Below are 24,322 nucleotides of genomic sequence, written 5' to 3'. Positions count from 1 at the left end.
GGGCTCCCGTCAGGCGAACACCGGGTCGGGGTCGGCGCTCACTATCCACATCGCGAAGTACTGCGCGGCTCCACCGTAGGCGTGCCCGAGGGCGACGCGCGCGCCGTCCACCTGGTGGTCGCCGGCGCTCCCGCGCACCTGCCTGGCCGCCTCGAGGCAGCGGACCAGCCCTGACGCCCCGATCGGGTTGGACGAAAGCACCCCGCCCGACGGGTTCACCGGGAACGACCCGCCGAGTTCGGTCGCACCGCTGTCGGTGAGCTTCCAGCCCTCGCCGGGCGCGGCGAGCAGATGCCCTTCCAGCCACATCGGCTCATACCAGGAGAACGGCACATACAGCTCGGCGCAGTCGATCTGCCGCAGCGGATCGGTGATCCCCGCCTTGCGGTACAGCGCCTCGGCGCAGTCGACCCCGGCCTGGGGACGCACCGGGTCGCGGCCGGGGAACGAGGCGAACTCGCTGCGCTTGGCGTGCGCGACGACCCACGCCGGACGCGACGGCCCCCTGCGCGCGGCGTCCTCGGACGCCAGAACGACGGCGGCGGCCCCGTCAGACGACGGGCAGGACTCCAGGAAGTGCAGCGGCTCCCACAGCATGGGCGACTCGCGCACCTTCGCCTGGGAGATGTCCGGGATGCGCAGATGGGCGTGCGGGTTGCGCAGCGCGTTGCGGCGGTCCTTCACCGCGACCTTCCACCCGATGTGCTCGGGCGCGCCTGACCGTCGGATGTAGTGGCGAATCCATGGCGCGAACGTGCCGCCCGCGCCCTGCCCGCCGGACTTGCCGCCCGACAGCGCCCACGTCGCGTTCCCCTCGGACTGCTTCTCGTAGGCGACGACCAGCACCCGCTCGTACCTGCCCGACTCCACGAGCGTCGCGCCGCTGATCGCGGTAGCCGCGCCGACCGAACCGGCCGTGTGGACGCGGTGGATCGGTTTGCCGACCGCGCCGAGCGCGTCGGCGAGGGTGAGCTCCGGCATCATGACGCCTTCAAGCAGGTCGGGTGCCTTGCCGAGGACGACGGCGTCGATGTCGGCGAAGGTGAGGCCCGCGTCCTCCAGCGCCGCCAAGGCCGCCCAACGTACGAGGCCCTCAAGGCTTACCTCAAGACGACGGCGGTAGTCGGTCTGGCCGATCCCGACGACGGCACAGCGGCGGCCCATCAGCTGTCTCCTTCCAGGACGGCGACGAGGTTCTGCTGGAGGCACGGCCCGCTCGACGCGTGCGCGAGGCCGCGCCCGGCCTCCCTGGCCGCGATCCGCCGCGCGACCTCGACGACCCTGGCCAGGCCCGTCGCCATGACGGGATGGCCCGCGAGCGGCCCGCCCGACGGGTTCACGACGGTCCCCGGCGCGAGGCCGAGCGCGTTGCGCAAAATGGTCTCCTCGGGGGAGTGCACGACCATCAGCTCTGCGACATCGATCGGCCCGGCGTCCACGCCCGCGCCCGCGGCGGCGGTCCTGGTCGAGGGGGAGTCGGTGAGGTCGCGCAGGCCGGGAAGCCGCGACTCGATGCGGTGGTCGATGCCGGTGATCCACACCGGCCGGTCCGTCAGCTCCCGTGCCCGGTCTCCTGCGGCGAGCACGAGCGCGACGGCCCCGTCGGCGGGCGTCGCGACGTCGTGGGCCCGCAAAGGGTCGCTGACGTACGGGGCGGCGAGCAGCTCGGCGAGGGTTCCCGCGCCCGAGCGCGCGGCGGTCGCGGCGAAGTCGGCCTCGGTGGCGAGGCCCGCGTCGAGCAGCGCGCGGGCCTGGATGCCGGCGAGGGAGACGGGGTCGAGGCCGAGCGGGGCCATCGTGTAGGGGTCGGTCTGCAGGGCGAAGACCCGGCGCTGGTCCCCGGCCGACGCCTTGCCCGAGCCGATGACGAGCGCGGTGTCCACGTCGCCGACCTGGAGCCTGATCCACGCCTCGAACAGCGCCCACGCGCCGTCCATCTCCACGTGGCTCTCGTAGACGGGCGGCCACGCGCCGACCCCGTCGAGGTTCATGACGAACGAGAAGGGCGCGCCGCCGAGGTAGTCGCAGCTTCCCGCGATCGTGAACTCTAGGTCCGCGCGGGTGAGGCCCGTCGCGGCGAGGAGGTCGTTCACGCACGACATGACGAGACCCGCCTCGGGCCCCGCGTAGGCGGCGTGGACGGGGGTGGCGGCGGTCGCGACGACCGCGACGGGACGGCTCAAAACGCGTGCTCCTCAAGCGCTCGGACGTCGGCGTCGGGCTCGCCCGTGGGCTCCCAGCTGGCGAACACGCCCTCCCAGCCGCCGGTCGACCTGTTGTCAAAGCCGGAAAGGTCCCGTTCGTCCTCGGGCCGCCAGACCGCGCGCAGCCGCAGCCCGACCCGGAACTCCGCGAGAGGGATCGTCCTGATGTCGACGCCGGTGACGGGCGAGTCGCTGCCGTCGAGCAGGATCGACGCGCGGATGTAGGGCTCGGTCTCCTTCTGCCCGTGGTAGGCGACCGGCGTGATCTCGGTGAACGAACTGACCGCCCCCGCCGCCGCGACGACGACGTCGTCACCCTCGCCCATCACGACACGCTCAAGCTGGTCATAGCCGCGCCCCGGCACATACACCTTCCCGCTCACCGGCGACCGCTGTCCCACCACCTCCCCGCGCCGCAACCCCGCGAGAAACCGCTCACGATGCGGATACAACGCCTCTTCGTACTCCAACGAGATCACATGCGTGGTGAGCGTGACAGGCCCCTCGCCCTCTCCCGGCTTTCCCGGGCCCGCAGCGGCCGTGCTGGGCTCCGGAGAGCCCGTGGTCCGCGAGGACGAGTGCGACTGCCCGGCTGCGTCCCCGAAGGTCGTGGGGGCTGTACCGGGGTGCGGGCGCGCGGAGGGGTCCGTGTGGGCCTCGCGGGCCGTGCCGGGTTCGGGGACGAAGTGGAAGTCGGTGATCGTGCCAGCTCGTTCCCGGGCGAAGCGTGCGGTCACCCGCATTCCGGTGGTCATGCGGTCCGGGGTTTCGGCGTCGATGGCATGGACGAAGGGGGTGTCCGCGCCGTCGAGGAGGATGAGCGCGAAGGCGAAGGGCCGCGCGAACGGGTGCGCCGCCGTGGGGTGGCGGACCCAGGTCCACGCGGTGACCGTGCCGCCGGGGCCGACCTCGACGAACTCGGGGTTGGCGGCCGCGCCCGTCACCGGGTCGTACTCGGGCGGCGGCACGTACGTCTTGCCGCCGACCCTTCCGGCGAGCAGGCGACCGTCCCGGATTCCGGTGAGGAACGCGCCGAGCACGCCGCCCGTCGTGCGCGTGTAGGGGTATTCCAGGACAGTCCGTACTGCGCCGGGCGGCGCGGGGGATGACGTCAACGCTCGCTCCTTCCGGAAACCGAAGAGACCGGAGTCTCACCGACTAAAATATATTGAATACGAGAGCTGTCGCCAGAGGCGGGGCGAGCCCTCCTCCGGCGGCGGTCCTGCGATCGAGCGGTGGCCGGATCAGGCGGCGTGGCCGCCGTCCACGGCGAACTCCGCGCCGGTGACATAGGCGGCGTCGGGTCCGGCGAGGAACGCGACGAGCGCGGCGACCTCGTCGGGTGTGCCGAACCTGCCGAGCGCGGTCGCGGCCGCCTGGTCGGCGGCGTACGGGCCGTCTGCCGGGTTCATGCCGGTGTCGGTCGGGCCGGGGTGGACGAGGTTCGCGGTGATGCCGCGCCCGCCGAGCTCACGCGCGAGCGCCTTGGTCAGGCCGGTCAGCGCCGCCTTGCTCGTCACATACAGGGTCGCGCCGGGTCCCGGCACGTGCTGTGCCATGCACGTCCCGATCGTGACGATCCGGCCGCCCGCCCGCATGTGCGCGGCGGCGGCCCGCGCGGCGAGGAACGACCCGCGCACGTTCACCGCGAGCACCCGGTCCACCTGCTCGAGCGTGAGCGTCTCCATCGGCCCGAGGACGCCCGCGCCCGCGTTGTTGACGAGCACGTCGAGCCGCCCGAACGCCGCGACGGTCCGCTCGACCGCCGCGACCGCGTCGACGGCGTCGCCCGCGTCCGCGAGGAGGGCGAGGCCGCGTCCGCCGCGCTCCTCGATCTCGCGCACGACGCGTTCGGCGGCCTCCTTGTCCGCGCTGTAGGTGACCGCGACGTCGTGGCCCGCCTCGGCGAGCCGCAGCGCGGTCGCCGCCCCGATGCCGCGGCCGCCGCCGGTGACCAGCGCCGTCTTGCCGTTCATGAAAACCTCCCGGATTCGTCTTCCTTGACGCGGTCAATTCCAGCCGGGCGCGGCGTCCGGCGCTGGCGGCGATCGGACGCGACGCTGCGCGCCTTGACAGTGGCCGGGCGCGGGCCGCAAGCTTGCGGCGGACAAAAGGAAACGGCTTTTCGCCTGGCGGAACACGGCTGGGCGGGATGGCCGGTGGGCTGGGAGGAAGCGGCATGCCTGTGGAGTTGAAGGCGGCGGCGGGCGGCGGTACCGGCGACGACGCCGCGGCCGCGCGGGTCAGGGACGCGGTCGCCGAGGTCGTCGCCGACATCCGGGCGGACGGCGACACCGCGGTGCGGCGGTACTCCGCGAAGTTCGACGGCTGGTCGCCCGAGCACTTCAGGCTCTCGCCGGAGCGGATCGAGGAGATCGTCGCGGGTGTCGACCGGCAGGTCATCGAGGACATCTCCTTTGTGCAGGCGCAGGTCAGGAGGTTCGCCGAGGCGCAGCGCGCGGCCTTGCAGGACGTGGAGATCGAGACGCTGCCCGGCGTCGTCCTCGGCCACCGCAACGTGCCCATCTCGGCGGCCGGGGCCTACGTGCCCGGCGGCAGGTACCCGCTCGTCGCGTCCGCGCACATGACCGTCGTGACGGCCAAGGTCGCGGGCGTGGCGCGGGTCGCGGCGTGCACCCCGCCGATCCGGGGCGAGATCCCCAAGGAGACCGTCGCGGCGATGCACCTCGCCGGAGCCGACGAGATCTACCTGCTCGGCGGCATCCAGGCGGTCGCCGCGCTCGCGCTCGGCACCGAGACCATCGGCCGGGTCGACCTCATCGCGGGGCCGGGCAACGCCTACGTCGCCGAGGCCAAGCGGCAGCTGTTCGGCGAGGTCGGCATCGACCTCATCGCGGGCCCGACCGAGATCCTCATCGTCGCCGACGAGACCGCCGATCCCGTCACCGTCGCGGTCGACCTGCTCAGCCAGGCCGAGCACGGGCCCGACTCCCCGGCCGTGCTCGTCACCACCTCCGAGCGGCTCGGCCGGGAGGTGATCGACCTCGTCGAGCGCATCCTTCCCGGTATGCCGACCAAGGACTACGCGCTTCCCGCGTGGCGCGACCACGGCCAGGTGATCGTCGCCGCCGACCTCGCCGAGGCGTGGCGGATCGCCGACTCCTTCGCCTCGGAGCACGTCCAGGTCCTCACCGCCGAGCCGCGCCGCGCGCTTGAGGAGATGCGCAACTACGGGGCGCTCTTCCTCGGCGAAGGCACCTGTGTGTCTTACGGCGACAAGGTCATCGGCACCAACCATGTCCTGCCGACCCGTCACGCGGCCCGCTACACGGGTGGCCTGTGGGTCGGCAAGTACCTTAAGACCGTGACGTATCAGGAGATAAAGAACCCCGAAACCAGTGCGGAGCTCGGCCGTGTCTGCGGCCGTGCCTCGCGCGTCGAGCTGTTCGAGGGCCACGCGCGCTCCGGCGACATCCGCGCGGCCCGCTACGACGGCACCCCGGCGTGGCTGCGCGAGATCGGCGTCGAGATCCCCGGGGCCCCGGCGTGATCCCGGCGCTCGCGGGCCGCACCGCGCTGGTCACCGGCGGCGGCAGCGGCCTCGGCCTGGCGATGGCAAGGCACCTCGCGCAGGCCGGGTGCAAGGTCGTCGCGGTGGGCAGGGACACCGGCAAGCTCGCGGCCGCCGAGGCCGAACTCGCCGGGCTCGGCCTGAAGCTCAGCACCGCGTCCTGCGATGTGTCCGACCCCGACGCCGTCACGGCGCTGCGCGCGGAGCTCGCCGACGAGGACGTGTCGATCCTCGTCAACAACGCGGGCGTCGGCGGACCCGTCGCGCCCATCACCGACATCTCGCCCGACGAGTGGGACGCGGTCTTCGGCGCGAACGTCCGCAGCATCTACCTGATGTGCCGGGCGTTCCTGCCCGCGATGTACGCGCGCGGTGACGGCGACGTGGTGAACGTCGCGTCCGTCACCGGCAAGCGGCCCCTCGTACGCCGCACCCCGTACGCGGCGAGCAAGATGGCCGTTCTCGGGCTCACCCGTACCCTCGCGTTCGAGGCGGGGCCGCAGGGTGTGCGCGTCAACTCGCTGTCGCCGGGGCCGGTGCGCGGCGAGCGGATGGCGCGCAACTTCAGGCTCGAGGCCGCCGCGACGGGCGCGAGCGTCGAGGACGCCGAGCACACGTTCGTCTCCCGCGCGGCGCTGGAACGCCTCGTGGAGGAGGACGAGGTCGGCGCGGGACTCGTCGCGATGCTGCAGATCCCCGGCATGTGCGGGGCCGACATCGACCTGTCGGCCGGCATGATCGCGCCCTGACGCGAATAACGAATAACGTATACAACCTGCCGCGAATGTCCGAGGATATGGGGACGTCGGCCCGTCCGACGCCCCACTCCCACCCCTCGGAGGACAGCGCATGTACGACCTCGCCATCGTCGGCGGACTCGTCGTGGACGGCACCGGGACCCCGCCCCGCCGCGCGGACGTCGGCGTCCGTGACGGCCGCATCGTCAGGGTCGCCGACTCCCTCGACGGACCCGCCGCCGAGACCGTCGACGCCACCGGCCTGCTGGTGACGCCGGGGTTCGTGGACGTGCACACCCACTACGACGGCCAGGTCACCTGGGACACCGCGCTCGACCCGTCGGCCTCGCACGGCGTCACGACCGTCGTCGCCGGGAACTGCGGCGTCGGGTTCGCGCCGGTCAAACCCGGCAAGGAGGACTGGCTCATCGGCCTCATGGAGGGCGTCGAGGACATCCCCGGCTCGGCCCTGGCCGAGGGCGTCGCGTGGAACTGGGAGAGCTTCCCCGAGTACCTCGACGCCGTCGCCGACAGGGAACTGGCCGTCGACTTCGGCGTCCAGATCGCGCACGGCCCGCTGCGCGCCTACGTGATGGGCGAGCGCGGCGCGCGCAACGAGCCCGCGACACCCGACGACATCGCGCGGATGGCCGAACTCGTCACCGAGGCGGTGCGGGCGGGTGCGCTCGGGTTCTCCACCTCGCGCACGCTCAGCCACCGCGCGATCGACGGCGAGCCCGTGCCCGGCACGTTCGCGACCGAGGACGAGCTGTTCGCGCTCGGCAAGGCCGCCGCCAAGGCAGGACGCGTCGTGTTCGAGCTGGCCCCGATGGGCGCGACCGGCGAGGACGTCATCGCCGCGCACAAGGAGATGGACTGGATGCGGCGGCTGGCCGCCGAGACCGGCCTTCCCGTCACGTTCTCGCTGCTCCAGGTGGACGCCGCGCCCGAGCAGTGGCGGGAACTGCTCGCGGAGTCGCTCGCCGCGTGCGAGGCGGGCGCGGAGGTCTACCCGCAGGTCGCGGGCCGTCCGTTCGGGATGCTCGTCGGATTCACCGGAAGGCACGCCTTCACCCTCCGGCCCGCCTTCCAGGACCTCGCCGCGCGCTATTCGGGCCGCGACCTCCTCGACCGCCTCGCCGCACCCGAGGTGCGCGCCGCGATCCTCGCCGACGCCGACCTCGACCCGCGTCCCGGCAGCATGGACGACATGATCGCGCTCGGCCAGCAGTTCCTGCTCGACCGGATCTTCCCGCTCGGCGAGGTCCCCGACTATGAGCCGACGCCGGACATGTCGCTCGCCGCGCTCGCCGCCGCCGAGGGCGTCGACCCCATGGGCAAGCTGTACGACCTGATGCTGGAGCAGGACGGCAGGGCCATGCTGATGGTCCCGATCTTCGGCTACAGCGACGGCGACCACGAGGCGCTGCGCGAGATGCTGCTCCACCCGGCCGCCGTCTACGGCCTCGCCGACGGCGGCGCGCACGTCGCGATGGTCTGCGACGCGTCGATGCCCACCTACCTCCTGACGCACTGGGCCCGCGACCGCACACGCGGCGAGAAGCTGCCCCTGGAGTACGTCATCCGCAAGCAGACCAGCGACACCGCTCGCCTGTTCGGCCTGACCGACCGCGGCGTGGTCGCCGAGGGCATGCGCGCCGACCTCAACGTCATCGACTTCGCCAACCTCACCCTCGACGTCCCCCGCATGGCCCACGACCTCCCGGCCGGAGGCGGCCGCCTCCTCCAGGACGCCCACGGCTACACCGCGACGATCGTGGCAGGCGTGATCACCCGCAGGAACGACAAGGACACCGGAGCGCGCCCAGGCCGTCTGCTGCGCGGCACTCGATAAAGGCGTTCACCGGGGGTCGGGAATGCGAGGAGAGACGCGAGGGGTTACTGGCCATTTGCGGTCGATAAGGTAAGATAATTGATCCTCCGTCGGTCGGGTCCCGTCGCGTTACGGTCGCATCCGGAAGGCCGACGAGAGGATTCGATGGTGATTTCCAAGCACGGCGGGTTCCCAGGGAAAACCGCGCCCCCTCCGCTTGAGCTCGTGTTCGACGTCGCGACCAGGGCCCGCCTGATCGCGTCGCCGCTCACCAGCGGGATGGGGTCGGCCGACGGCATCTCCTTCGAGGAGGCGGTCGGGCTCGTGCTGTCCTCGACGCCTGTCCTGCCGGTGGTGTCCGACCCCGACCTCGCCGTGGTGGCCAGGGTCGCCGAGCGCGACCCCGACCTTGCGGAACAGCTGCTCGCTGGCATCGCCGCGCTGCGCGCCGAACTCGCCACCCTCGCCGAGCAGCTCGGCGACGCGGTGCTCAGCGCCAGTCTCGCGGCCTCCGCGATGGCCGCCGCCGCGTTCGACGCCGTCACCCACACGCTGCCGCTGCCGAACGACGACGACATCGGGATCGTCATCGACGCGGTGAACCGTGAGGTCGCCCGCGTCACCGACACGCTCGCGGGCCTGCCGACCGTGGTGCCCGACGACGTCGTGCACCGCAAGATCCTCACCACGCTGCACACCGCCTCGCCCCTTGTGCCGATCCCGAAGCGCTCCGCCACCGCCGAGCCCCTGGTCCGCAGGGTCGAGGAGGCCGCCGCGATCGCCCGTCTGTCAGTTCGCGACACCGAGACGCGCAACGCGGCGGTCGCGCTCGCGGGCTGCCTCTACTGGCAGGACGAGATGCTGCGCCAGGCGCTCGCCGCCGAGGAACTGCCGGACGACGACGCCACTGACGTCCCGGCGATCATCACCAGGGTCCATCTGGGCCACCTCGCCTTCTCCCTCGGGCTTGCCGAGGGGATCGGAAAGGCGGGCCAGCAGCGCGTCGCGAAGACCGCGCCCACCACCCTCAGCGCGCCGACCCCCTACGTGCTCGACGGCTACGGCCCCCCGTCCCCGTTCTTCCAGGACCCCGACGACCCCTACCGGTACCGGATGCTCAGCCCCTGGGAGGCCCAGTGGCTGTTCATGACCGACCCCGCCTTCGACGGCGACCACATCTACGACCCCGAGACCGACTCCTACCGCGAACTCACCCCCCGCGAGCGGATCATCCGCAACTGGGGTGTCGCGGGCGGCCTCTTCGGCTGGGTCGCCGGCTCCGGCATCGGCGTCCTCACCATCCCCTACACCGGCGGCACCGGCCCCTTCATCGGCCAATACGCCGGCCTCATCGGCGGAATCAAGGGCGGCATGAGCCTGGGCGAATGGATCGCCAACCGCTACTACCCGGAATTGCGCTGAGATGAGAACCCGGAGCTTTCCAGCTCAGCCGGGGCCACGGCCTCGTGCCTTACCGCTGAGAGTGATTGGGCGCGTCGCCGTCTGGACCGGAGGACTTGTGAGCCGCCAGGCGAGCAAGTCCGGAGGGAAGACGGCGACTTCGCGGCGCCCAATCACCGCCGCGGCGGAGCCGCGGCAATTAAACACGCGGTACGGCTACAAGGTGGCCGCGGACGCGCTTTATGAGCATTGCGGTTTCGTAGGCGACCATGCGGGTGTTGCGGCCGGCGTCGGCGAGGACGGCGAGGCAGCTGCCGTCGGCGGCGGGGAGGATGAAGAAGAGCTTGTCGTCTATTTCGATGACGGCCTGGCGGACGGCCTGGGCCGCGAAGTGCTCGCGCGCGCCGTTGGCGAGGCTGAAGTAGCCCGACGACAGCGCCGCGAGGAAGCGGGCGTCGGCGTCGGACAGCCCCGCCGACGCGCCCATCACCAGGCCGTCACGCGACAGCAGCACCACCTGGTGGATCTCCGCCACCTTCGCGACGAGCTCGTCAAGCAGCCAGTTCAGGTCGGTGCCCTCGGTCATCGGTCTCCCCGTTCGTCGCGGTGGTCTTGACGCTGGTCGGCGGACGGCTCGTCCATCCGCGCCATCTCCCAGCCCGAGTGCAGCGACGACATCAGGTCGCGGCTGCTCTCGGGGTCCGGCTCCACGAAGTCGTCGAACGCCTCGTCCTCGCGGGCGTGGCGCGGGCCGCCGCGCAGCTCGGGCGCGAGGTTCTGCTGACGGGTCCGGCGCGGCAGCCGCCCCGGCGCGGCCGACTCGATCCTGCCGGGGATACGCGGCGGCGGCGCGGCGGCCGGGATCGGCGCGGGCGCGGGCACCGCCTGGAACGGCTGGGTGCGCGTGGTGTCGGCGACCCTGTCGCGGGCGGGCTCGGCGGCCCGGTCGGCGAGCACGAGCCCCATCGGGACGAGCACGACGGCGGTCGTCCCGCCGTACGGCGACGGCTGGAGCCGCACCCGGATGCCGTGCCGCGCCGCGAGCCGCGCGACGACGAACAGGCCGAGCCGGTCGCTGTCGGCGAGCGTGAAGTCGGGGGCCTCGGTGAGCCGCCGGTTGATCTCCACGAGTTCGTCGGGGGTGATGCCGATGCCCCGGTCGATGATCTCCACGACGAGGCCGTTGGCGACGACGTCGAGCCGTACCGCGACCTCGCTCGTCGGCGGCGAGAACACCGCGGCGTTCTCGATCAGCTCGGCGAGCAGGTGGATGACGTCGGCGACGGCGTGCGCGGCGACCGACACCGGCGCGGTCGTCACGACCTCGACCCTGCGGTAGTCCTCGATCTCCTGGAGGGCGGCGCGGACCACGTCCTCCGACGTCACGGGGTGGTCCCACGCCCGGACCGTCTGCGCCCCGGCGAGGATGACGAGGCCCTCGGCGTGGCGGCGCATGCGCGTCGTCAGGTGGTCGAGCCGGAACAGGTCGTCGAGCTCCTCGGAGCTCTTGGCCTTGTGCTCCATCGCCTCGAGCAGCCTGAGCTGCCGTTGCAGGAGGCTCTGGCTGCGCCATGACAGGTTCACGAAGATCTGGTTGATGCCGCCGCGCAGCGCCGCCTCGGACACCGCGACGTCCACCGCGGTGCGCTGCACGTTCGCGAACGCCTCGGCGACGAGGCGGACCTCGCGGATGCCGCCGCCCTCGATGTCGGGGGCCTCGGTGCGCACGTCGACCTGCTCGCCGCGGCGCAGCCTGCCGACGACCCGGGGGAGCCGGACGCGCGCGAGGTCCTGCGCGGTGTGCTGGAGCCTGCGCAGGTCGGCGGAGATGCCGCGGATGAACCTGAAGAACAGCACGCCCGACAGCAGGACGGCGAGGAAGCCGACGCCCGCGACGAGGTACAGGCGGAGCATGATCTCGTCGCCGACCTCGCGGACCCGCAGGTCGGCGATCCCGCCGGCCTCGGTGGCGACCTGGAGCCACAGCGGCGACAGCGCCTGGGTCGTGGTGGTCCAGTCGCCCATCATCGTCGGGCTCGTGATGCCGGACCGCGCGATGGCCGCCTCGAGTTCGACGTAGCGCAGGTAGGCGGGCGCGCCGGTGAGGCTCTGGCCGATGTCCCGCAGGTCGCCGACCATGCGGTCCTCGCCGAGCTCGGACAGTTTGGCGCGGGCCCCGGCGAGCCGCGCGAACTCGGTGCGCGCCCCGGTGCCGAGGTCGCCGCGGACGGCGATGAGGATCGCGTCCTGGCGCATCATGATGTCGCGCGCCCACAGCGTGTTCAGCAGCGCCTTCATCTGGGCGTCGACGTCGACGTCCTGGATGTGGGTGACCTGGGTGAGGACCTGGAGGAGCCGGTCGGTGAGCCTGCTGTACTGCTCGACGGTCGGCAGCGCGTCCGCGCCGTCGAGGACGTCGGCGCGCAACTGGCTCAGCACGGAGAACTCGCGCGCGAACGCGGGGAGCTTGGCGAGGTCGGCGCTCGCGCCGGTGACCTCCTCCCGGTTCGCGCCCTGGGTGAACATCCGCACCGCGCCGTCGGTGCGCGCCGCCTGCTCCTGGAACTGCTGGCGGGTCTGCTGGCCGGGCACGGCGATCAGCGCGGCGGCGAGGGTCCGCTCGACCTGGAGCATCACGGTGAGCACGTTGACGGGTTCGCCGAGCCCCTCGTAGACGTCGGTGAACTTCTGCTTCTCCAGCGCCGCGTCGATGCTCGACGCCGCGGCGAACCCCCACAGCCCCACGAGGGACGTCACCGGGATCACCAGCAGCAGCGCGATCCTCCGCGCGATAGGCGTGTCGCCGGTCCGCCGCCTCATTCCGGCCACCTCCATCCGCTCCGCATCACAAGAGACGCTTACGGTAGTGGGGTGAACCGGACGGAATATAGTACTTCGTATAAATTATTCTTCACGTGACAAACTGGATGGCGTCTGTCAGACGAGACCCCACAGGTCACGGACACGGCCCCCCGTCACAAGGGCGTGCCACGGCCGGGTCCGGACCGTCGGTGACGGTCCGGACCGCATGACCGGAACCTCAGCCCGCCCAGGGGAAGACGACGGGGTCGAGGTCGTCGCCGGGGGCGTAGACGTTGCCGAGCAGCCAGACGCCGTGCATGGTGAGGACCGCGTTGGCCTTCGCGGTCCCGTCGCCCTGCGGCACGATGTCGCCGAGCGCGGCGATCGTGATCCGCTGGGAGCGGTCGGTGGCGAGCTTCGCCGGGTTCACCACCGACAGCGTCGCGTTGCCGTCGTCGGCGATCTCGATCCACGGGTCGGCGATGGTCACCTTGAGCATGCCGCCGTGCGCGTCGAAGCCGACCTGGCCGGTGAACTTGCCCTTCTCGTCCGACGCCGGGAACACGAACGCCTGCTGGCCCTCGGCGACGTCGGCCCCCTCGGCGACGGTGATCTCGCCCTCGGCCCGCGTCACGTAGCCCAGAAAGCTCGCCTTGACGCCCCAGACCAGGCCCCCGCCCGCGTTCGCGCTCATCGCCCTCTCCCTCATGCCTTGACGTACGCGGACGCGCGTGCCGCACCCGCTCGCCGACCCTAACGCCGCCGAGATCACGAGGTCCACACTTCCCCGGAAGGACGGCCCTGGTGGGGGGCGTCGGGTCCGGCCTATAGTTCCCGGGTCCGGGGCGGTCCCGGGCCTGGGCACAGGGCGGGTGGGCGTGGAGTACGCGGACTACCGGCGGCTTGACGCCGTCGGGATCGCCGAACTCGTGGCGAAGGGCGAGGTCGCCCCCGACGAGCCGCTCGAGGCGGCGATCGCGCGGGCCGAGCAGGTGAACGGCGGCCTCAACGCCATCGTCCACCGGATGCACGAGGTCGCCAGGAAGCGCGTCAAGGACGGGGTGTCCGGGCCGCTCGCGGGCGTTCCCTTCCTCATCAAGGACCTCTCGCAGGACTACGCGGGCGAGCCCACGACCGGCGGATCGCGCGCGTCGCGCGGCCACCGGGCGGCAGGGCACAGCGTGATCGTGCAGAGCTGGCTGGACGCGGGTCTGCTGGTGTTCGGCAAGACGAACACGCCGGAGTTCGGCACGAAGTCCGTCACCGAGCCCGAGGCGCACGGGCCCACCCGCAACCCGTGGGACCTCGGCCGTACCCCGGGCGGCTCCTCCGGCGGTTCGGCGGCGGCGGTCGCGGCGGGCATCGTGCCCGCGGCGGGCGCGAGCGACGGCGGCGGCTCGATCCGCATCCCCGCCGCGTGCTGCGGCCTGTTCGGCCTGAAGCCGGGACGCGGCCTGCTGTCGAGCGGACCCGCGCACGCCGAGTACTTCCACGGCGCGGCCACCGAGGGCGTCATCACCAGGACCGTCCGGGACAGCGCGGCCCTGCTCGACGCGATGACCGCGATCGCCGACCCGGGCGGGCCGTTCCTTCCGCAGCGGCCCGCCGAGCCGTACGCGGAGCTCGCGCGGCGCGAGCCCGGGACGCTCAGGATCGGGTTCACCGTGCGCTCGCCGCTCGGCACGCCCGTGGCCGCCGAGGCCGTCGCCGCCGTCCAGGACGCGGCACGGCTCCTCGAGGGGCTCGGCCACACCGTCGAGGAGGCGGAGCCCGACATCGACGGGGTCGCGATGGCGCAGGACTTCCTCATGATGTGGTCGTGCGAGGCGGCCGCGACGATGGACCTCGTCCGGCGGGAGACCGGGGCGCGCTTGCGCGACTTCGAACTCGACACTCGGCTTCTCGCGGGCGCGGCGCGTTCCGTCAGGGCCGCCGAGTACCTGACCGCGCTTGAGCGGTGGAACGTGTACGCGCGTTCGCTCGCGGTCTTCCACGGGACGTACGACCTGCTGCTGACGCCGTCGCTGGCCGGGCCTCCGCTGCCGATCGGCGCGCTGGACACGCCGTTGGCTTTGCGTGTCCTGGGTGAGGTCACCTTGCGGCTGCGGCTTGCGGGATACGCCGCCAAGACGCCGATGTGGCGCGACCAGCTCGTCGCCAACCTCGCGCCCGTGCCGTTCACCCAGCTCGCCAACATCACCGGACGGCCCGCGATGTCCGTTCCGCTCTACCGAACGGGGAGCGGGCTGCCGCTCGGCGTCCAGTTCGTCGCGGGGCTGGGCGGCGAGGGGCTGCTGCTGGCGCTCGCCGCCCAGCTCGAGGAGGCGCGGCCCTGGGCCGACGCCGAACCCGACCTGTAGCCGGTCAAGCGCGCTGGGCGGCGATCAGTTCGGCGAACCAGTGGTAGGAGCGCTTCGGGACGCGCTCAAGCGTCGTGTAGTCGGTCCAGACGAGGCCGAACCGCTGGGTGTAGCCCTCGGCCCACTCGAAGTTGTCGAGCAGGGACCACGCGTAGTACGCGCGGACGTCCGCGCCGTCGGCTATCGCCCTCGCCACCTCGCGCAGGTGGGCGTCGTAGTAGGCGATGCGCGCCGAGTCGTCGACGACGCCGTCGGGACCGGGCGGTGTGTTGTAGGCGCAGCCCTGCTCGGTGATGGCCAGCGGGGGCATGTCCGGGTACCTGTCGCGCAGCTGCATGATCAGCTCGTACAGGCCCTCGGGGACGACGGGCCAGCCGAAGTCGGTGCGCGGGTGGCCCGTCATGGGCGCGAACTGGAAGGGCAGGTCGGCGGGGACCTCGACGTGCCCCGCGGCGGTGGCCGTCGCGGGGGCCGAGGTCTTGCCGGGGGCCTGGATCGCGGTCGGGTTGTAGTAGTTCGCGCCGTAGAAGTCGATCGGGCTTGCGATGATCTTGAGGTCGTCGGCGACCGGGCCCGGCATCAGCTCGGCGAAGCCGTCGGGGTAGGCGCCGAGCAGGATCGGGTCGGCGACGAGGCGGTTCCACAGCAGGTCGTAGAAGGCGGCGGCCTCGTGGTCGGCGGGGTCGTCGGAGGCGGGCCAGACGGGGGTGTGGTTGGTGGCGGTGCCGATCGATGACGCGCCCGCCGCGCGCAGCGCCTTGACCGTCAGACCGTGGCCGAGGAGCTGGTGGTGGACGGCGGGGAGCGCGTCGAAGGACAGGCCGCGTCCGGGGGCCATGGCGGTGAGGGCGTAGCCGAGCATCGCCGTCACGTTGGGCTCGTTCACCGGGACCCAGTGCGTCACACGGTCGCCCAGGCGTGCCGCTACGTGTCCCGCGTACTCGGCGAAGCGTTCGGCGGTCGCACGCTCCAGCCAGCCGCCGCGCTCTTCGAGGGCTTGAGGCAGGTCCCAGTGGTAGAGGGTGACCATCGGCTCGATACCGGCCTCGGCCAGGGCGTCGAGGAGTCGGTCGTAGAAGTCGAGGCCCTTGGGGTTCGGCGCGCCCTCGCCGGTGGGCTGGATGCGCGGCCAGGCGACCGAGAGCCGGTAGCCGTGCGCGCCGAGGCCCTTGAGCAGGGCGACGTCCTCGGCGTACCGGTGGTAGTGGTCGGTGGCGACCGCGCCGGAGGAGCCGTCGGCGATCGTGCCCGGCCGCGTGGCGAAGGCGTCCCAGATGCTCGGGCCGCGCCCGTCCTCGGCCGTCGCGCCCTCGATCTGGTAGGCGGCGGTGCTCGTGCCGAACCGGAAACCTTGCGGGAACTGGGGGAGGTCACGGCCTTGCGCGGACGTCATCGGCAGCCTTTCGACGGGGTGCTGGCACGCCGCACAGTACAGCGTACGTTCCCGACCGTGTGCCGGGCTTCTGGGCTTTTGTCCGAGATTTTGGACGGGGAGGGTGTCGGCGAGCTCGGCGTCTGCAGTGCCTCAGGACCGGTTAAAACCGGGACGTTCGGCCCCCATCGGGCGTCGTCGGAGGTGGTCTACTGGGGGTGCGGACACGGCTAGGGGGCGAGATGTCGGTATCCGAGGGGACCGGGGACGCGCGGTACATCGAGGAGGCTGTCCGGAACGCGATCGAGGGGGCGGTCTGGGCCCCGTCGGTGCACAACACCCAGCCGTGGTGGTTCGGGACCGCGGAGGTCGACGGGGGCGTCAGGGTCACGCTGTACGCCGATCCCGAACGGCGGCTGGCGGTCGCCGACCCCGAGGGCAGGGAGATGGTCGTGAGCTGCGGCGCGGCCCTCGCCACGCTGCGGCTCGGCATCCTTGCCGCTGGATATGTGCCAGAAGTGGATATCGTCCCGGATTCTGAGAAGCCGGATCTGCTCGCCGAGGTGACGGTCCGCGAGCGCGCGGAACCGCCGCCGGAGGCCGTCAGGCTGTTCGCGCAGGCGCGCGACCGCAGGACCCACCGAGGCGCGTTCGCCGAGAAGGGGCCGCCCGAGTACCTCATGTCCTCGCTCATCGAGGAGGCGCGGCTTGAGGACGCGGATCTGAGGGTGATGTCCGACCCGCGCAAGACGCGCGCGCTCGGCGCGCTCAGCGACGCGGCCGAGCAGTTCCAGCGGCTCGACGACCGTTACCAGGCCGAGCTCGCGCGCTGGTCGCCTGGGTCGGGGAGCGGGCGGCGCGACGGCGTCCCGGACACCGCGTACCCGATCGAGTCGCAGGAGACCCACCCGAACTTCCCGGAACGGTCGTTCCGGCACGGGCGCGCCCAGGGCATGGACGTCGGCGCCGAGGTCCCCGGCGAGACCGGGACCGTCTGCGTCATCGAGACGGCCACCGACGACCGCGTCGCCTGGCTCGCGGCGGGCCAGGCCCTGCAACGCGTCCTGCTGCACGCGGCCGCCGATCACTACGCCGCAGCGCTGCACACCCAGGCCCTCGAGGTCCCCGCGTTCCGTGAGCTGATCTCCGGGCACCTCTGCGAGGGTCACCACCCGCAGATGGTGTTCCGGCTCGGCAGGTCGGGCCCGATCTTCACCTCGATCCGCCGCGAGACCTCCGCGGTCGTCTTCCGCGACCCGAGACCCGCGCACCCGTAGGCGCTCAGAGGGCGTGCCCTGTCGTGGCGTCCACGTGGTCCGGAAGGTCGTCGTGGGCGTCGCCGACGGACAGGGTCCCCGAAGGCTCAAAGAGGAGGATTCGGGTCGGCACGGGCGCGTAAGGCCGGTGCCAGACACCGCGCGGGACCGTGAAGACCATGCCGCGCGCAAGGCGCACCGTGCGCTCGCCGCCGACCTCGCGCAGCGCGATGTGGAGCTCGCCGTCCAGCACGAGAAAGAACTCATCGGTGTCCCGATGCACATGCCAGACGTGCGTGCCCTCGACCTTGGCCACCCGCACGTCGTACTCATTCACCCGCGCAACAACCCGCGGACTCCACAACCCCTCAAACGACGCGAACGCCTCCGCAAGCCCCACAGGCCCCCCAGCACCCTGAAAGGCGAGGTCAGCGGACCCGGTCCCGTGCAGCGCGGTGCCGCCTGGCCCGGTGCCGCCGAGTGGGGTGTCACCGGGTGTGGGGCCGCTTGGCGCGGGACAGCTTGGCCCGGTGCTGACGGGCCCAGGGCCGCTTGGCGCGGTGCTGACAGGCCCAGTGCCGCTGGGTGCAGGGCCGTCGGGTGGGGTGTCGCAGGGTGCGGGGCCGCCTGGCGCGGTGCTGACGGGCCCGGGGCCGCTTGGCGCGGGGCCGACAGGTGCGGGGCTGCCGGGTGGGGTGCTGTGGGATGTGGGGCCGCCTGGCGCGGGGCCGCCGGGTGGGGGGCCGCTTGGCCCGGGGCCGACAGGTGCGGGGCCGCTTGGCGCGGTGCTGACGGGCCCGGGGCCGGTTGGCGCGGGGCTGCCCGGAGGGGTGTCGCTTGGTGCGGGGCTGCCGGGTGGGGTGTTGTGGGGCGTGGGGTCTTTGGGTGTGGGGTCGGTGGGGGTGGGGACGGCGTCGACTTTTGGGGAGGTATCGGGCATAACGGTAATTCTCTGGGGTGGGGCGGGGTTCTGGGAGTGAGAGGAATTGCAGGTGGCGCAAGGATCCTTGCATCGGGTCGTGGTGGTGGTCGATGAGAACTCGAATCCGTTCGAGCTCGGGTGCGCGACCGAGGTGTTCGGGCTCGGCAGGCCGGAGTTGGGGCGTGATCTTTACCGGTTCGTCCTGTGTTCGCCTGAGCCGCGCACGGTCATGCGGGACGGGTTCTTCACGCTGACCGGGGTCGCCGGGCTCGACGCCGCCGAGGACGCGGACACCCTGATCGTGCCGAACCGGCCCGACGTGGCGACGCCACGGCGTCCCGAGGTGCTGGCCGCCGTCCGGCGCGCGCACGAGCGCGGGGCCCGCCTTGTGGGGTTGTGCACCGGCGCGTTCACGCTCGCCGAAGCCGAGGTGCTCGACGGCCGTCGGGCGACCGCGCACTGGCAGTGCGCGCGGGAGTTCCGGGAGAGGTTCCCCGCGGTGCTGCTCGAGGAGGACGTCCTGTTCGTCGACGACGGCGACGTGCTCACCTCGGCGGGCAGCGCGGCGGCCCTCGACCTCGGCCTCCACCTCGTGCGGCGCGATCACGGGGCCGAGGTCGCCAACGCCGTCAGCAGGCGGCTTGTCTTCGCGGCGCACAGGTCGGGCGGGCAGCGGCAGTTCATCCCCGTCCCCGTGCCAGACATTCCCGACACCTCCCTTGGGCCCGTGCTCGACTGGGCCCGCGCGCGGCTGCACGAACCCCTGACCGTCGCCGATCTGGCGCGGCGCGCGGCCGTCAGCCCCGCGACCCTGCACCGCCGCTTCTCCGGCCAGCTCGGCACCACGCCGGGGGCCTGGCTCACCGGCGAGCGCGTCGTCCTCGCCTGCCGCCTCATCGAGCGGGGCGAGGACCGCCTCGCCGTCGTCGCCCGCCGGAGCGGCCTCGGCACCCCCGCCAACCTCCGCACGGTCCTCCGCCGCGCCACCGGCCTCACCCCCACCGAATACCGCCGCCGCTTCGCCCCCACCACCCAGCGCGGATCTGAGTCGGCCCCCACCCCTCACCACGCGTCCGATACGCGCCTTTCCGCCGGTTAAGCCGGATCAGTGCGGGTGCGGGTGAGGTGAGACGCAGTGCAGGTGCGGTGCGGTGCGGTGCGGCGTGGTGCGGTGCGGGTGCGGTGATGCGCGATGCGGGTGCGGTACGGCGTGGTGTGGTGTGGTGCGGCGTGGTGCGGGTGCGGGTGCGGGTGCGATGTGGTGCGGGTGCGGGTGCGGTGTGGTGTGGGTGTCGGGCGGAGTGGGTTCGGGTGGGGTTTTCGTGGGGTTGGGGTGGGTGGGTGGTGATCGGGTTTTGTCGGTGGGGGGCGTTAGCGTGCTGGGCATGACGACTCAGGCTTACAGCTATGCTGCGCCGTCGGCGTTCGCGCCGGGCGCGGGCGGCGGGCGGCTCGGGCTCGCGACCTCGGGCGGGACGAGCACCGAAGGCGCGGTCGCGCATCCGCGGTTCTTCAGCGGGCTGCTCACCCGGGGCGACGTGGGCGCGGCGGGGCTGCTTGCGCTGGCCGACGTGGCGCAGACCAGGTACTTCCAGCCACGGCCGACCTGGGCGCGCGATCCCGTCGTCACCTGCAACGGCGACAGGCTGCGGATGGAGTCGTTCTCGGCCTGCGCGGGCGTGTACGCGCGGCTCGACGTGCTGTCCGAGGGGCTCGACGGCGAGGTGACCGCGCGCGGCACCACGAACGTCGACGTCAACGGGCCGCTGCGCGAGGCGCTCGCGCGCGTCGGCGGGGCCGACCCGATGCACCTGGCCGTGGGGCCGGAGGAACTCGTCGTCACCACGCTCGACGGGGCCACCGTGGAGAAAAAGGTGCCTTTGCCGGAAAGGTGGCTGCGGTCCTTCGCCGAGGTGCAGGCGATCGCGTCGGGGTTCGACCTGCGGGCCGAGCTGCCGGGCCCCGAGGCCGTCAGGTTCCTGCGCGGCCTGCCGCGCCGCGCGGGCGTGCTGTGGGCGCAGCCTGCCGGACGCGGACTGCGGCCCACGTCACGGCCGGGGCCCGGCGCGGTGTGCCTCGCGGGGGCCGAGCGGCTGGCGACCCTGCTTCCGCTGCTGCGCTTCGCGACGGCCCTGCGCGTCTACGGGCCCGTCGTGCCGCAGGGCGGCCGTCCCGCCGCGAGCGCGTGGGAACTCGTCCTTCCCGGCATGCGTTACGTGCTCACCCTCTCCCCGGAGGAGCGCCGCGGCTTCTCCGGCGAGGGCGCGGTGCTCGACGCGCTCATCGGCGACGACGTGGCCGAGGACGCCGATCTCGTCGGCTCGCTCCTCGACTTCGAGCCGCGCCTCGACCCCGCCGACCTCGCGGCCCGCTCGGGCCTGCCCGACGCCCGCGTCCGCGCCGCCCTCACCCAGCTCGGCACGGGCGGCCGCGTCGGCTACGACACGGCGGAGGCCGCGTTCTTCCACCGCGAGCTGCCTTATGACGCCTCCCGCGTCGCCGCCATGAACCCCCGCCTGCGCGCCGCCCAGGCCCTGGTGGACCAGGACGCGGTCCACGAGCTGCCCGACGGCGTCGTCCGGGTGGTCTCGGGCGAGAACGCCTACCAGGTCCGTCCCGAAACGGGCTCCTGCACCTGCCCGTGGTGGGCCGACCACCGGGGCGGACGCGGCCCCTGCAAACACGTCCTCGCCACCCGCCTCCACCTCACCCGCACCCCAACCCCCTAGCCTTGACCGATCGGACCCCCATGACAGAGGCCCGTGTGCCTCAGCCGTCTCCCCCCGACCCCCGACCCCACCCCCCGACCCCACCCCCGCCCGCCCAGACCTCCGCCCCGGACCCCTGACCTCCAGACCTCCGTCCCCTGACCCGTGCCCCCAGACCCCGACCCCTGACCTCCAAGCTCCTGACCTCCCGGACCTCCAGACCTCCGCCCCCCGGCCCGCGCCCCTTGACCTCCAGACTCCCGCCCCCACCCCCGACCCCCGACCCCTCCAAGCTCCTGACCCCCGGACCTCCCGGACCTCCCGGACCCCCTGACCTCCAGACCTCCGCCTCCCGACCCGCGCCCACTGACCTCCAGACTCCCGTCCCTTGCCCCTGGCTCCCGCCCCTTGCTCGTGACACCACGGCAAGTGCCTTACCGATCGGACCTTCATGACAGACACCTCCCGGCAGCATGTGCCTCAGTCGTCACCGTCCTCGGGGCCGGGGCCGGGGCCGGGGTCGGGGCGGGGTGTGGGCGTCTGTGACGTGGTTTCGGGGCGGATCGGGGTGCGGCGGTGAGCGCGTGGGAGGAGATGCTTCAGCGGATCGAGCTGGGGGACTGTCATGGGGTCGCGGTCCTGGCGAACCGGCTCGACGACGCGGGGCGCAAGGAGGTCGCGGCGGCGTTGCCCGGGTATGTCCGGTCCACCGGGCTCAGGCGGTGGGGGGACCGGCGTGCCCACGCGCTCAGGGTCGCGGGGGCGGGGTGTATCTCGGGGGTCGCGGCGGCGGCGTCGTGGATCATGCGGCGCGAGCTGCGCGACGGGCGGCACCCGCAGCTCGCCCGGCACCTCGTCGCGGCGGTGGCGCACCGGCCTGACGCGTGGCGGCTCGACCTCGCGCGGCGGCTCGCGGAGAAGCTGCGCCTCGCGGACTTCACGGCGTGGCGCGCGGACCTCGCCTCGTGGGAGGTCGCGGCGCTGCTGCATATCGAGGCACGGGAGAAGCCGCCCACTTCCGGGGCTTTTGTCGTGGGCTGGCTGGGTTGGCGGACCTATGTCCCGCCAAAGGAGGATCCGTTCTTCACGACGCTGGTCCCCGCGATCTTCGAGGCCGACGGGGTGGGCGAGCACCTCGGCGGAAACGACGCGCTCGCGCTCGCCAGGCAGTGGGACAGGTCCGGGGCTAGACCGAGGCCGCTCGTGGAGGATCTGCTGGTCTTCGCCGACCGCCGAGACCTCCTTGACGGGTGCGTCCGCAGGTTCCTGCGCGGCGGGACGGCACGCTCGCTCGGCTGGTTCGTCAGGCTGCACGCGCTGCTGGCCCCGGACGCCGCCGAGGCGACCGAGCGGCTGCGCGACTACGTCAGGCTGCTGCCCACGGCGGTGACCGCCGTGGCCGAGGAGGCGTTCACCGCGATCCGGGCCGCCGACGAGGCCGCGCGGCTCGATCCCGGCGTGTTCCGCGAGACGGCCGAGACGCTGCTGTTCCGGCCCGAGGCCAAACTGGTCAGGGCCGCGCTGGCGTGGCTCGACAAGACGGCCAAGGGCAGGGAGTCCGCGACCGTCGAGGCCCTGGCCGGGGTGTTCGGCCACGAGAACGCGGCGCTCAGGGAGCGTGCCGTGCGGATCGCGGTCAAGCGCGCTAAGGCGGTCGATCCGCTCACCGCCGAGAGCGTCCGACGGGCAGCGGCCGGGCTGCCCGCGCCGCAGCGGGCCGAGATCGCCGCGGCGTACGGGGAGGTGAAGGCGGCCGAGCCCGTCGCCGCGCCCGTGCTGTACCCGGTCGCGCCGCGTGAGCTCGAACCGCCGATCGCCTCGGCGGCCGAGCTGCGCGAGGCGCTTGTGCCGCATCTGACGACCTTCGCCGAGGCGTGGCCGGAGACCGAGCGGCTGCTCGCCGGGCTCGTCGCGCACGGCCCGGAGATCGCCGACGGGCTGCGCGACTTCGTCGGGGAGTACCGGCCGTTCCTGTACCGCGCCGATCTCGGCCCGCACCTGCGCGGCGTGGACATCACGCTGAACTGCATGCTCCTCGGCCGCTCCGGCGACGCCCTGACGAACTACGCGGCGCGGCTGCTGCGCGGCGCGGAAGAGCGCCTGGGGCCGGTCCCCGCGCCCGAGGACTTGTTCCGGCGCAGATTCGTGGAGGCCGCGCTGCACGTCGGCGGGCCCGCCCTGCTCGCGACCCCGACCGAGGCGTCGGGCCACGTCGACCCCGGGGTGTTCGCGGCGCGGCTGCGCGCGCACGAGGCGGCGGGCCGCGCCCCCGGCAGGGCCGACCTCGAACAGGCGCTGCTCAGGCTGCCGCCCGGCACCGAGGCGTCGGTGCTGGACGGGTTCGTGTCCCCCGCGGCCGACACGGCACGGGCCTGGCTCGCGGGCGACGCCTCGGTCCCGCCCGCGTTCACCTACCGGACGGCACAGCTGCCGAAGAAGGGATCGCCCTCGGGGACCACCCCACGGCTCGCGGTCGGCGTCTCCTGGGACGTGTCGCTCGCGTCGGCCGCGCTGCTCGGCACCCTCGCCGAGCCCGAGGACGCCGAGGCGCACTGGACGGGCTCCGCCGCCTGGTGGCCGTCGGCGCTGCCCTCGCACCGCGAGGTCGCCGCCGCCTACCTGCTTGTCCTCGCCCCGCTGTGGCCCGGCATCCGGATCGACCAGGACACCACGATCCTCGCCCTCGCCGACGCCAAGGGCCCCACCGGCCCCGCCACGGCCGCCGTCCTCCTCTACGCGCTCTCCTCCGAACGCCCGACCGACCGCGCCGCAGCCCTCGACGCCCTCCTCGCCCTGGCCGCGACCGACACCCTCCCGGCAGCCGACATGGGCCGCCTCATGGCCACCCTCGCCCCCGACCTAGTCCTGTCCCGCATCATCGCCGCCCTGCCCGACGCGGTCCGCGCCGGCGCCCGCCTCTGGCCCCTGTTCGCCGAGTCCATCACCGCATTCCTCCCCACCCCCGACGCCCGCCCCCCGGCCCCCTTCGCCGACCTCCTCGCCGCCGCCTCCACCTACGCCGACCTCCACCGCGTCCACACCCCGCTCCCCGCCCTCACCGCCTGGACCCCCCGCTCCCGCACCACCCGCACCGCCAAAGAAGCCACCCGCCTCACCAAAACCCTCACCCCTCCCTGACCCCGACCCTCACCTCCCGAACCCGAATGCCGCGGTCCGGGCCGGGAAAGAGGAGG

The 24,322-nt window shown here is 73.0% G+C and carries 18 protein-coding genes; 9 read left to right on the top strand and 9 right to left on the bottom strand.

What is annotated here, in order from left to right; translation table 11 throughout:
• Positions 1–9 precede the first annotated feature (9 nt).
• The 4 genes from R9X44_RS14220 to R9X44_RS14205 form a co-directional block, all read right to left on the bottom strand.
• A complete protein-coding gene (locus tag R9X44_RS14220; protein WP_319814595.1) occupies positions 10–1,164 on the bottom strand; it encodes a thiolase domain-containing protein in 1,155 nt (384 codons plus the stop codon).
• Entirely contained in the window at positions 1,164–2,183 is a 1,020-nt protein-coding gene (locus R9X44_RS14215) for a lipid-transfer protein (protein WP_319814594.1), read from the bottom strand. The genes R9X44_RS14220 and R9X44_RS14215 overlap by 1 nt, the downstream gene beginning before the upstream one ends.
• Positions 2,180–3,319: an OB-fold domain-containing protein gene (locus R9X44_RS14210; RefSeq protein WP_319814593.1), complete on the bottom strand. Its 1,140-nt coding sequence runs from the start codon at positions 3,317–3,319 to the stop codon at positions 2,180–2,182. Before R9X44_RS14210 ends, R9X44_RS14215 begins: the two co-directional genes overlap by 4 nt.
• A gap of 129 nt (positions 3,320–3,448) precedes the next feature.
• Positions 3,449–4,180, bottom strand: coding sequence for an SDR family NAD(P)-dependent oxidoreductase (locus R9X44_RS14205; protein ID WP_319814592.1), 732 nt, complete (start codon positions 4,178–4,180; stop codon positions 3,449–3,451).
• A gap of 203 nt (positions 4,181–4,383) precedes the next feature.
• Between R9X44_RS14205 and hisD the strand changes: the two genes are divergently transcribed.
• From hisD to R9X44_RS14185, 4 genes are all read left to right on the top strand, one after another.
• Positions 4,384–5,715, top strand: coding sequence for a histidinol dehydrogenase (gene hisD / locus R9X44_RS14200; protein ID WP_319814591.1), 1,332 nt, complete (start codon positions 4,384–4,386; stop codon positions 5,713–5,715).
• Positions 5,712–6,485 (top strand): SDR family oxidoreductase, encoded by a 774-nt coding sequence (locus R9X44_RS14195; protein WP_319814590.1) that lies wholly within the window; start codon positions 5,712–5,714, stop codon positions 6,483–6,485. The genes hisD and R9X44_RS14195 overlap by 4 nt, the downstream gene beginning before the upstream one ends.
• Positions 6,486–6,585: 100 nt before the next feature.
• A complete protein-coding gene (locus R9X44_RS14190; RefSeq protein WP_319814589.1) occupies positions 6,586–8,328 on the top strand; it encodes an N-acyl-D-amino-acid deacylase family protein in 1,743 nt (580 codons plus the stop codon).
• Positions 8,329–8,472: 144 nt separating this feature from the next.
• Entirely contained in the window at positions 8,473–9,729 is a 1,257-nt protein-coding gene (locus R9X44_RS14185; protein ID WP_319814588.1) for a hypothetical protein, read from the top strand.
• A 178-nt stretch (positions 9,730–9,907) separates the two neighbouring features.
• Here R9X44_RS14185 and R9X44_RS14180 read toward each other — a convergent pair whose 3' ends face one another.
• The 3 genes from R9X44_RS14180 to R9X44_RS14170 all read right to left on the bottom strand — a co-directional run bounded on the left by R9X44_RS14180 (position 9,908) and on the right by R9X44_RS14170 (position 13,204).
• The gene (locus tag R9X44_RS14180) at positions 9,908–10,294 is read right to left on the bottom strand and encodes a roadblock/LC7 domain-containing protein (protein WP_319814587.1); all 387 of its coding nucleotides are present in this window, start codon (positions 10,292–10,294) and stop codon (positions 9,908–9,910) included.
• Positions 10,291–12,528 (bottom strand): nitrate- and nitrite sensing domain-containing protein, encoded by a 2,238-nt coding sequence (locus R9X44_RS14175; protein ID WP_319814586.1) that lies wholly within the window; start codon positions 12,526–12,528, stop codon positions 10,291–10,293. Before R9X44_RS14175 ends, R9X44_RS14180 begins: the two co-directional genes overlap by 4 nt.
• A gap of 220 nt (positions 12,529–12,748) precedes the next feature.
• Positions 12,749–13,204, bottom strand: coding sequence for an HtaA domain-containing protein (locus R9X44_RS14170; protein ID WP_319814585.1), 456 nt, complete (start codon positions 13,202–13,204; stop codon positions 12,749–12,751).
• A gap of 184 nt (positions 13,205–13,388) precedes the next feature.
• On the opposite strand from R9X44_RS14170, the gene R9X44_RS14165 reads away from it, so the two are divergent.
• Positions 13,389–14,870 (top strand): amidase, encoded by a 1,482-nt coding sequence (locus R9X44_RS14165; protein ID WP_319814584.1) that lies wholly within the window; start codon positions 13,389–13,391, stop codon positions 14,868–14,870.
• A 4-nt stretch (positions 14,871–14,874) separates the two neighbouring features.
• On the opposite strand, the gene R9X44_RS14160 is transcribed toward R9X44_RS14165, so the two are convergent.
• Complete coding sequence (locus tag R9X44_RS14160; protein WP_319814583.1) at positions 14,875–16,263, bottom strand: GH1 family beta-glucosidase; 1,389 nt, start codon at positions 16,261–16,263, stop codon at positions 14,875–14,877.
• A gap of 221 nt (positions 16,264–16,484) precedes the next feature.
• On the opposite strand from R9X44_RS14160, the gene R9X44_RS14155 reads away from it, so the two are divergent.
• Positions 16,485–17,519, top strand: coding sequence for an Acg family FMN-binding oxidoreductase (locus tag R9X44_RS14155; RefSeq protein WP_319814582.1), 1,035 nt, complete (start codon positions 16,485–16,487; stop codon positions 17,517–17,519).
• 4 nt (positions 17,520–17,523) lie between these two features.
• Here R9X44_RS14155 and R9X44_RS14150 read toward each other — a convergent pair whose 3' ends face one another.
• On the bottom strand, positions 17,524–17,835 hold the full coding sequence (locus tag R9X44_RS14150) for a cupin domain-containing protein (protein WP_413774945.1): 312 nt from the start codon (positions 17,833–17,835) through the stop codon (positions 17,524–17,526).
• Between the two features lie 682 nt (positions 17,836–18,517).
• Here R9X44_RS14150 and R9X44_RS14145 point away from each other — a divergent pair.
• The 3 genes from R9X44_RS14145 to R9X44_RS14135 all read left to right on the top strand — a co-directional run bounded on the left by R9X44_RS14145 (position 18,518) and on the right by R9X44_RS14135 (position 24,266).
• Positions 18,518–19,519: a GlxA family transcriptional regulator gene (locus R9X44_RS14145; protein WP_319814580.1), complete on the top strand. Its 1,002-nt coding sequence runs from the start codon at positions 18,518–18,520 to the stop codon at positions 19,517–19,519.
• Positions 19,520–19,805: 286 nt separating this feature from the next.
• A complete protein-coding gene (locus R9X44_RS14140) occupies positions 19,806–21,149 on the top strand; it encodes an SWIM zinc finger family protein (protein ID WP_319814579.1) in 1,344 nt (447 codons plus the stop codon).
• A 555-nt stretch (positions 21,150–21,704) separates the two neighbouring features.
• Complete coding sequence (locus tag R9X44_RS14135) at positions 21,705–24,266, top strand: DUF6493 family protein (protein WP_319814578.1); 2,562 nt, start codon at positions 21,705–21,707, stop codon at positions 24,264–24,266.
• Positions 24,267–24,322 lie beyond the last annotated feature (56 nt).

It is taken from the genome of Actinocorallia sp. A-T 12471, assembly GCF_033875155.1.
GTDB lineage: Bacteria > Actinomycetota > Actinomycetes > Streptosporangiales > Streptosporangiaceae > Actinocorallia.
The sequence above is the reverse complement of the archived record's forward strand: the minus strand, read 5'-3'. Positions and strand labels throughout refer to the sequence as shown.

Coding starts and splice junctions, on each gene's coding strand:
- R9X44_RS14220 (WP_319814595.1), bottom strand. CDS start 1,164: ATGGGCCGCCGCTGTGCCGTCGTCGGGATCGGCCAGACCGACTACCGC.
- R9X44_RS14180 (WP_319814587.1), bottom strand. CDS start 10,294: ATGACCGAGGGCACCGACCTGAACTGGCTGCTTGACGAGCTCGTCGCG.
- R9X44_RS14170 (WP_319814585.1), bottom strand. CDS start 13,204: ATGAGCGCGAACGCGGGCGGGGGCCTGGTCTGGGGCGTCAAGGCGAGC.
- R9X44_RS14205 (WP_319814592.1), bottom strand. CDS start 4,180: ATGAACGGCAAGACGGCGCTGGTCACCGGCGGCGGCCGCGGCATCGGG.
- R9X44_RS14155 (WP_319814582.1), top strand. CDS start 16,485: ATGTCGGTATCCGAGGGGACCGGGGACGCGCGGTACATCGAGGAGGCT.
- R9X44_RS14190 (WP_319814589.1), top strand. CDS start 6,586: ATGTACGACCTCGCCATCGTCGGCGGACTCGTCGTGGACGGCACCGGG.
- R9X44_RS14160 (WP_319814583.1), bottom strand. CDS start 16,263: ATGACGTCCGCGCAAGGCCGTGACCTCCCCCAGTTCCCGCAAGGTTTC.
- R9X44_RS14175 (WP_319814586.1), bottom strand. CDS start 12,528: ATGAGGCGGCGGACCGGCGACACGCCTATCGCGCGGAGGATCGCGCTG.
- R9X44_RS14140 (WP_319814579.1), top strand. CDS start 19,806: ATGACGACTCAGGCTTACAGCTATGCTGCGCCGTCGGCGTTCGCGCCG.
- R9X44_RS14185 (WP_319814588.1), top strand. CDS start 8,473: ATGGTGATTTCCAAGCACGGCGGGTTCCCAGGGAAAACCGCGCCCCCT.
- hisD (WP_319814591.1), top strand. CDS start 4,384: ATGCCTGTGGAGTTGAAGGCGGCGGCGGGCGGCGGTACCGGCGACGAC.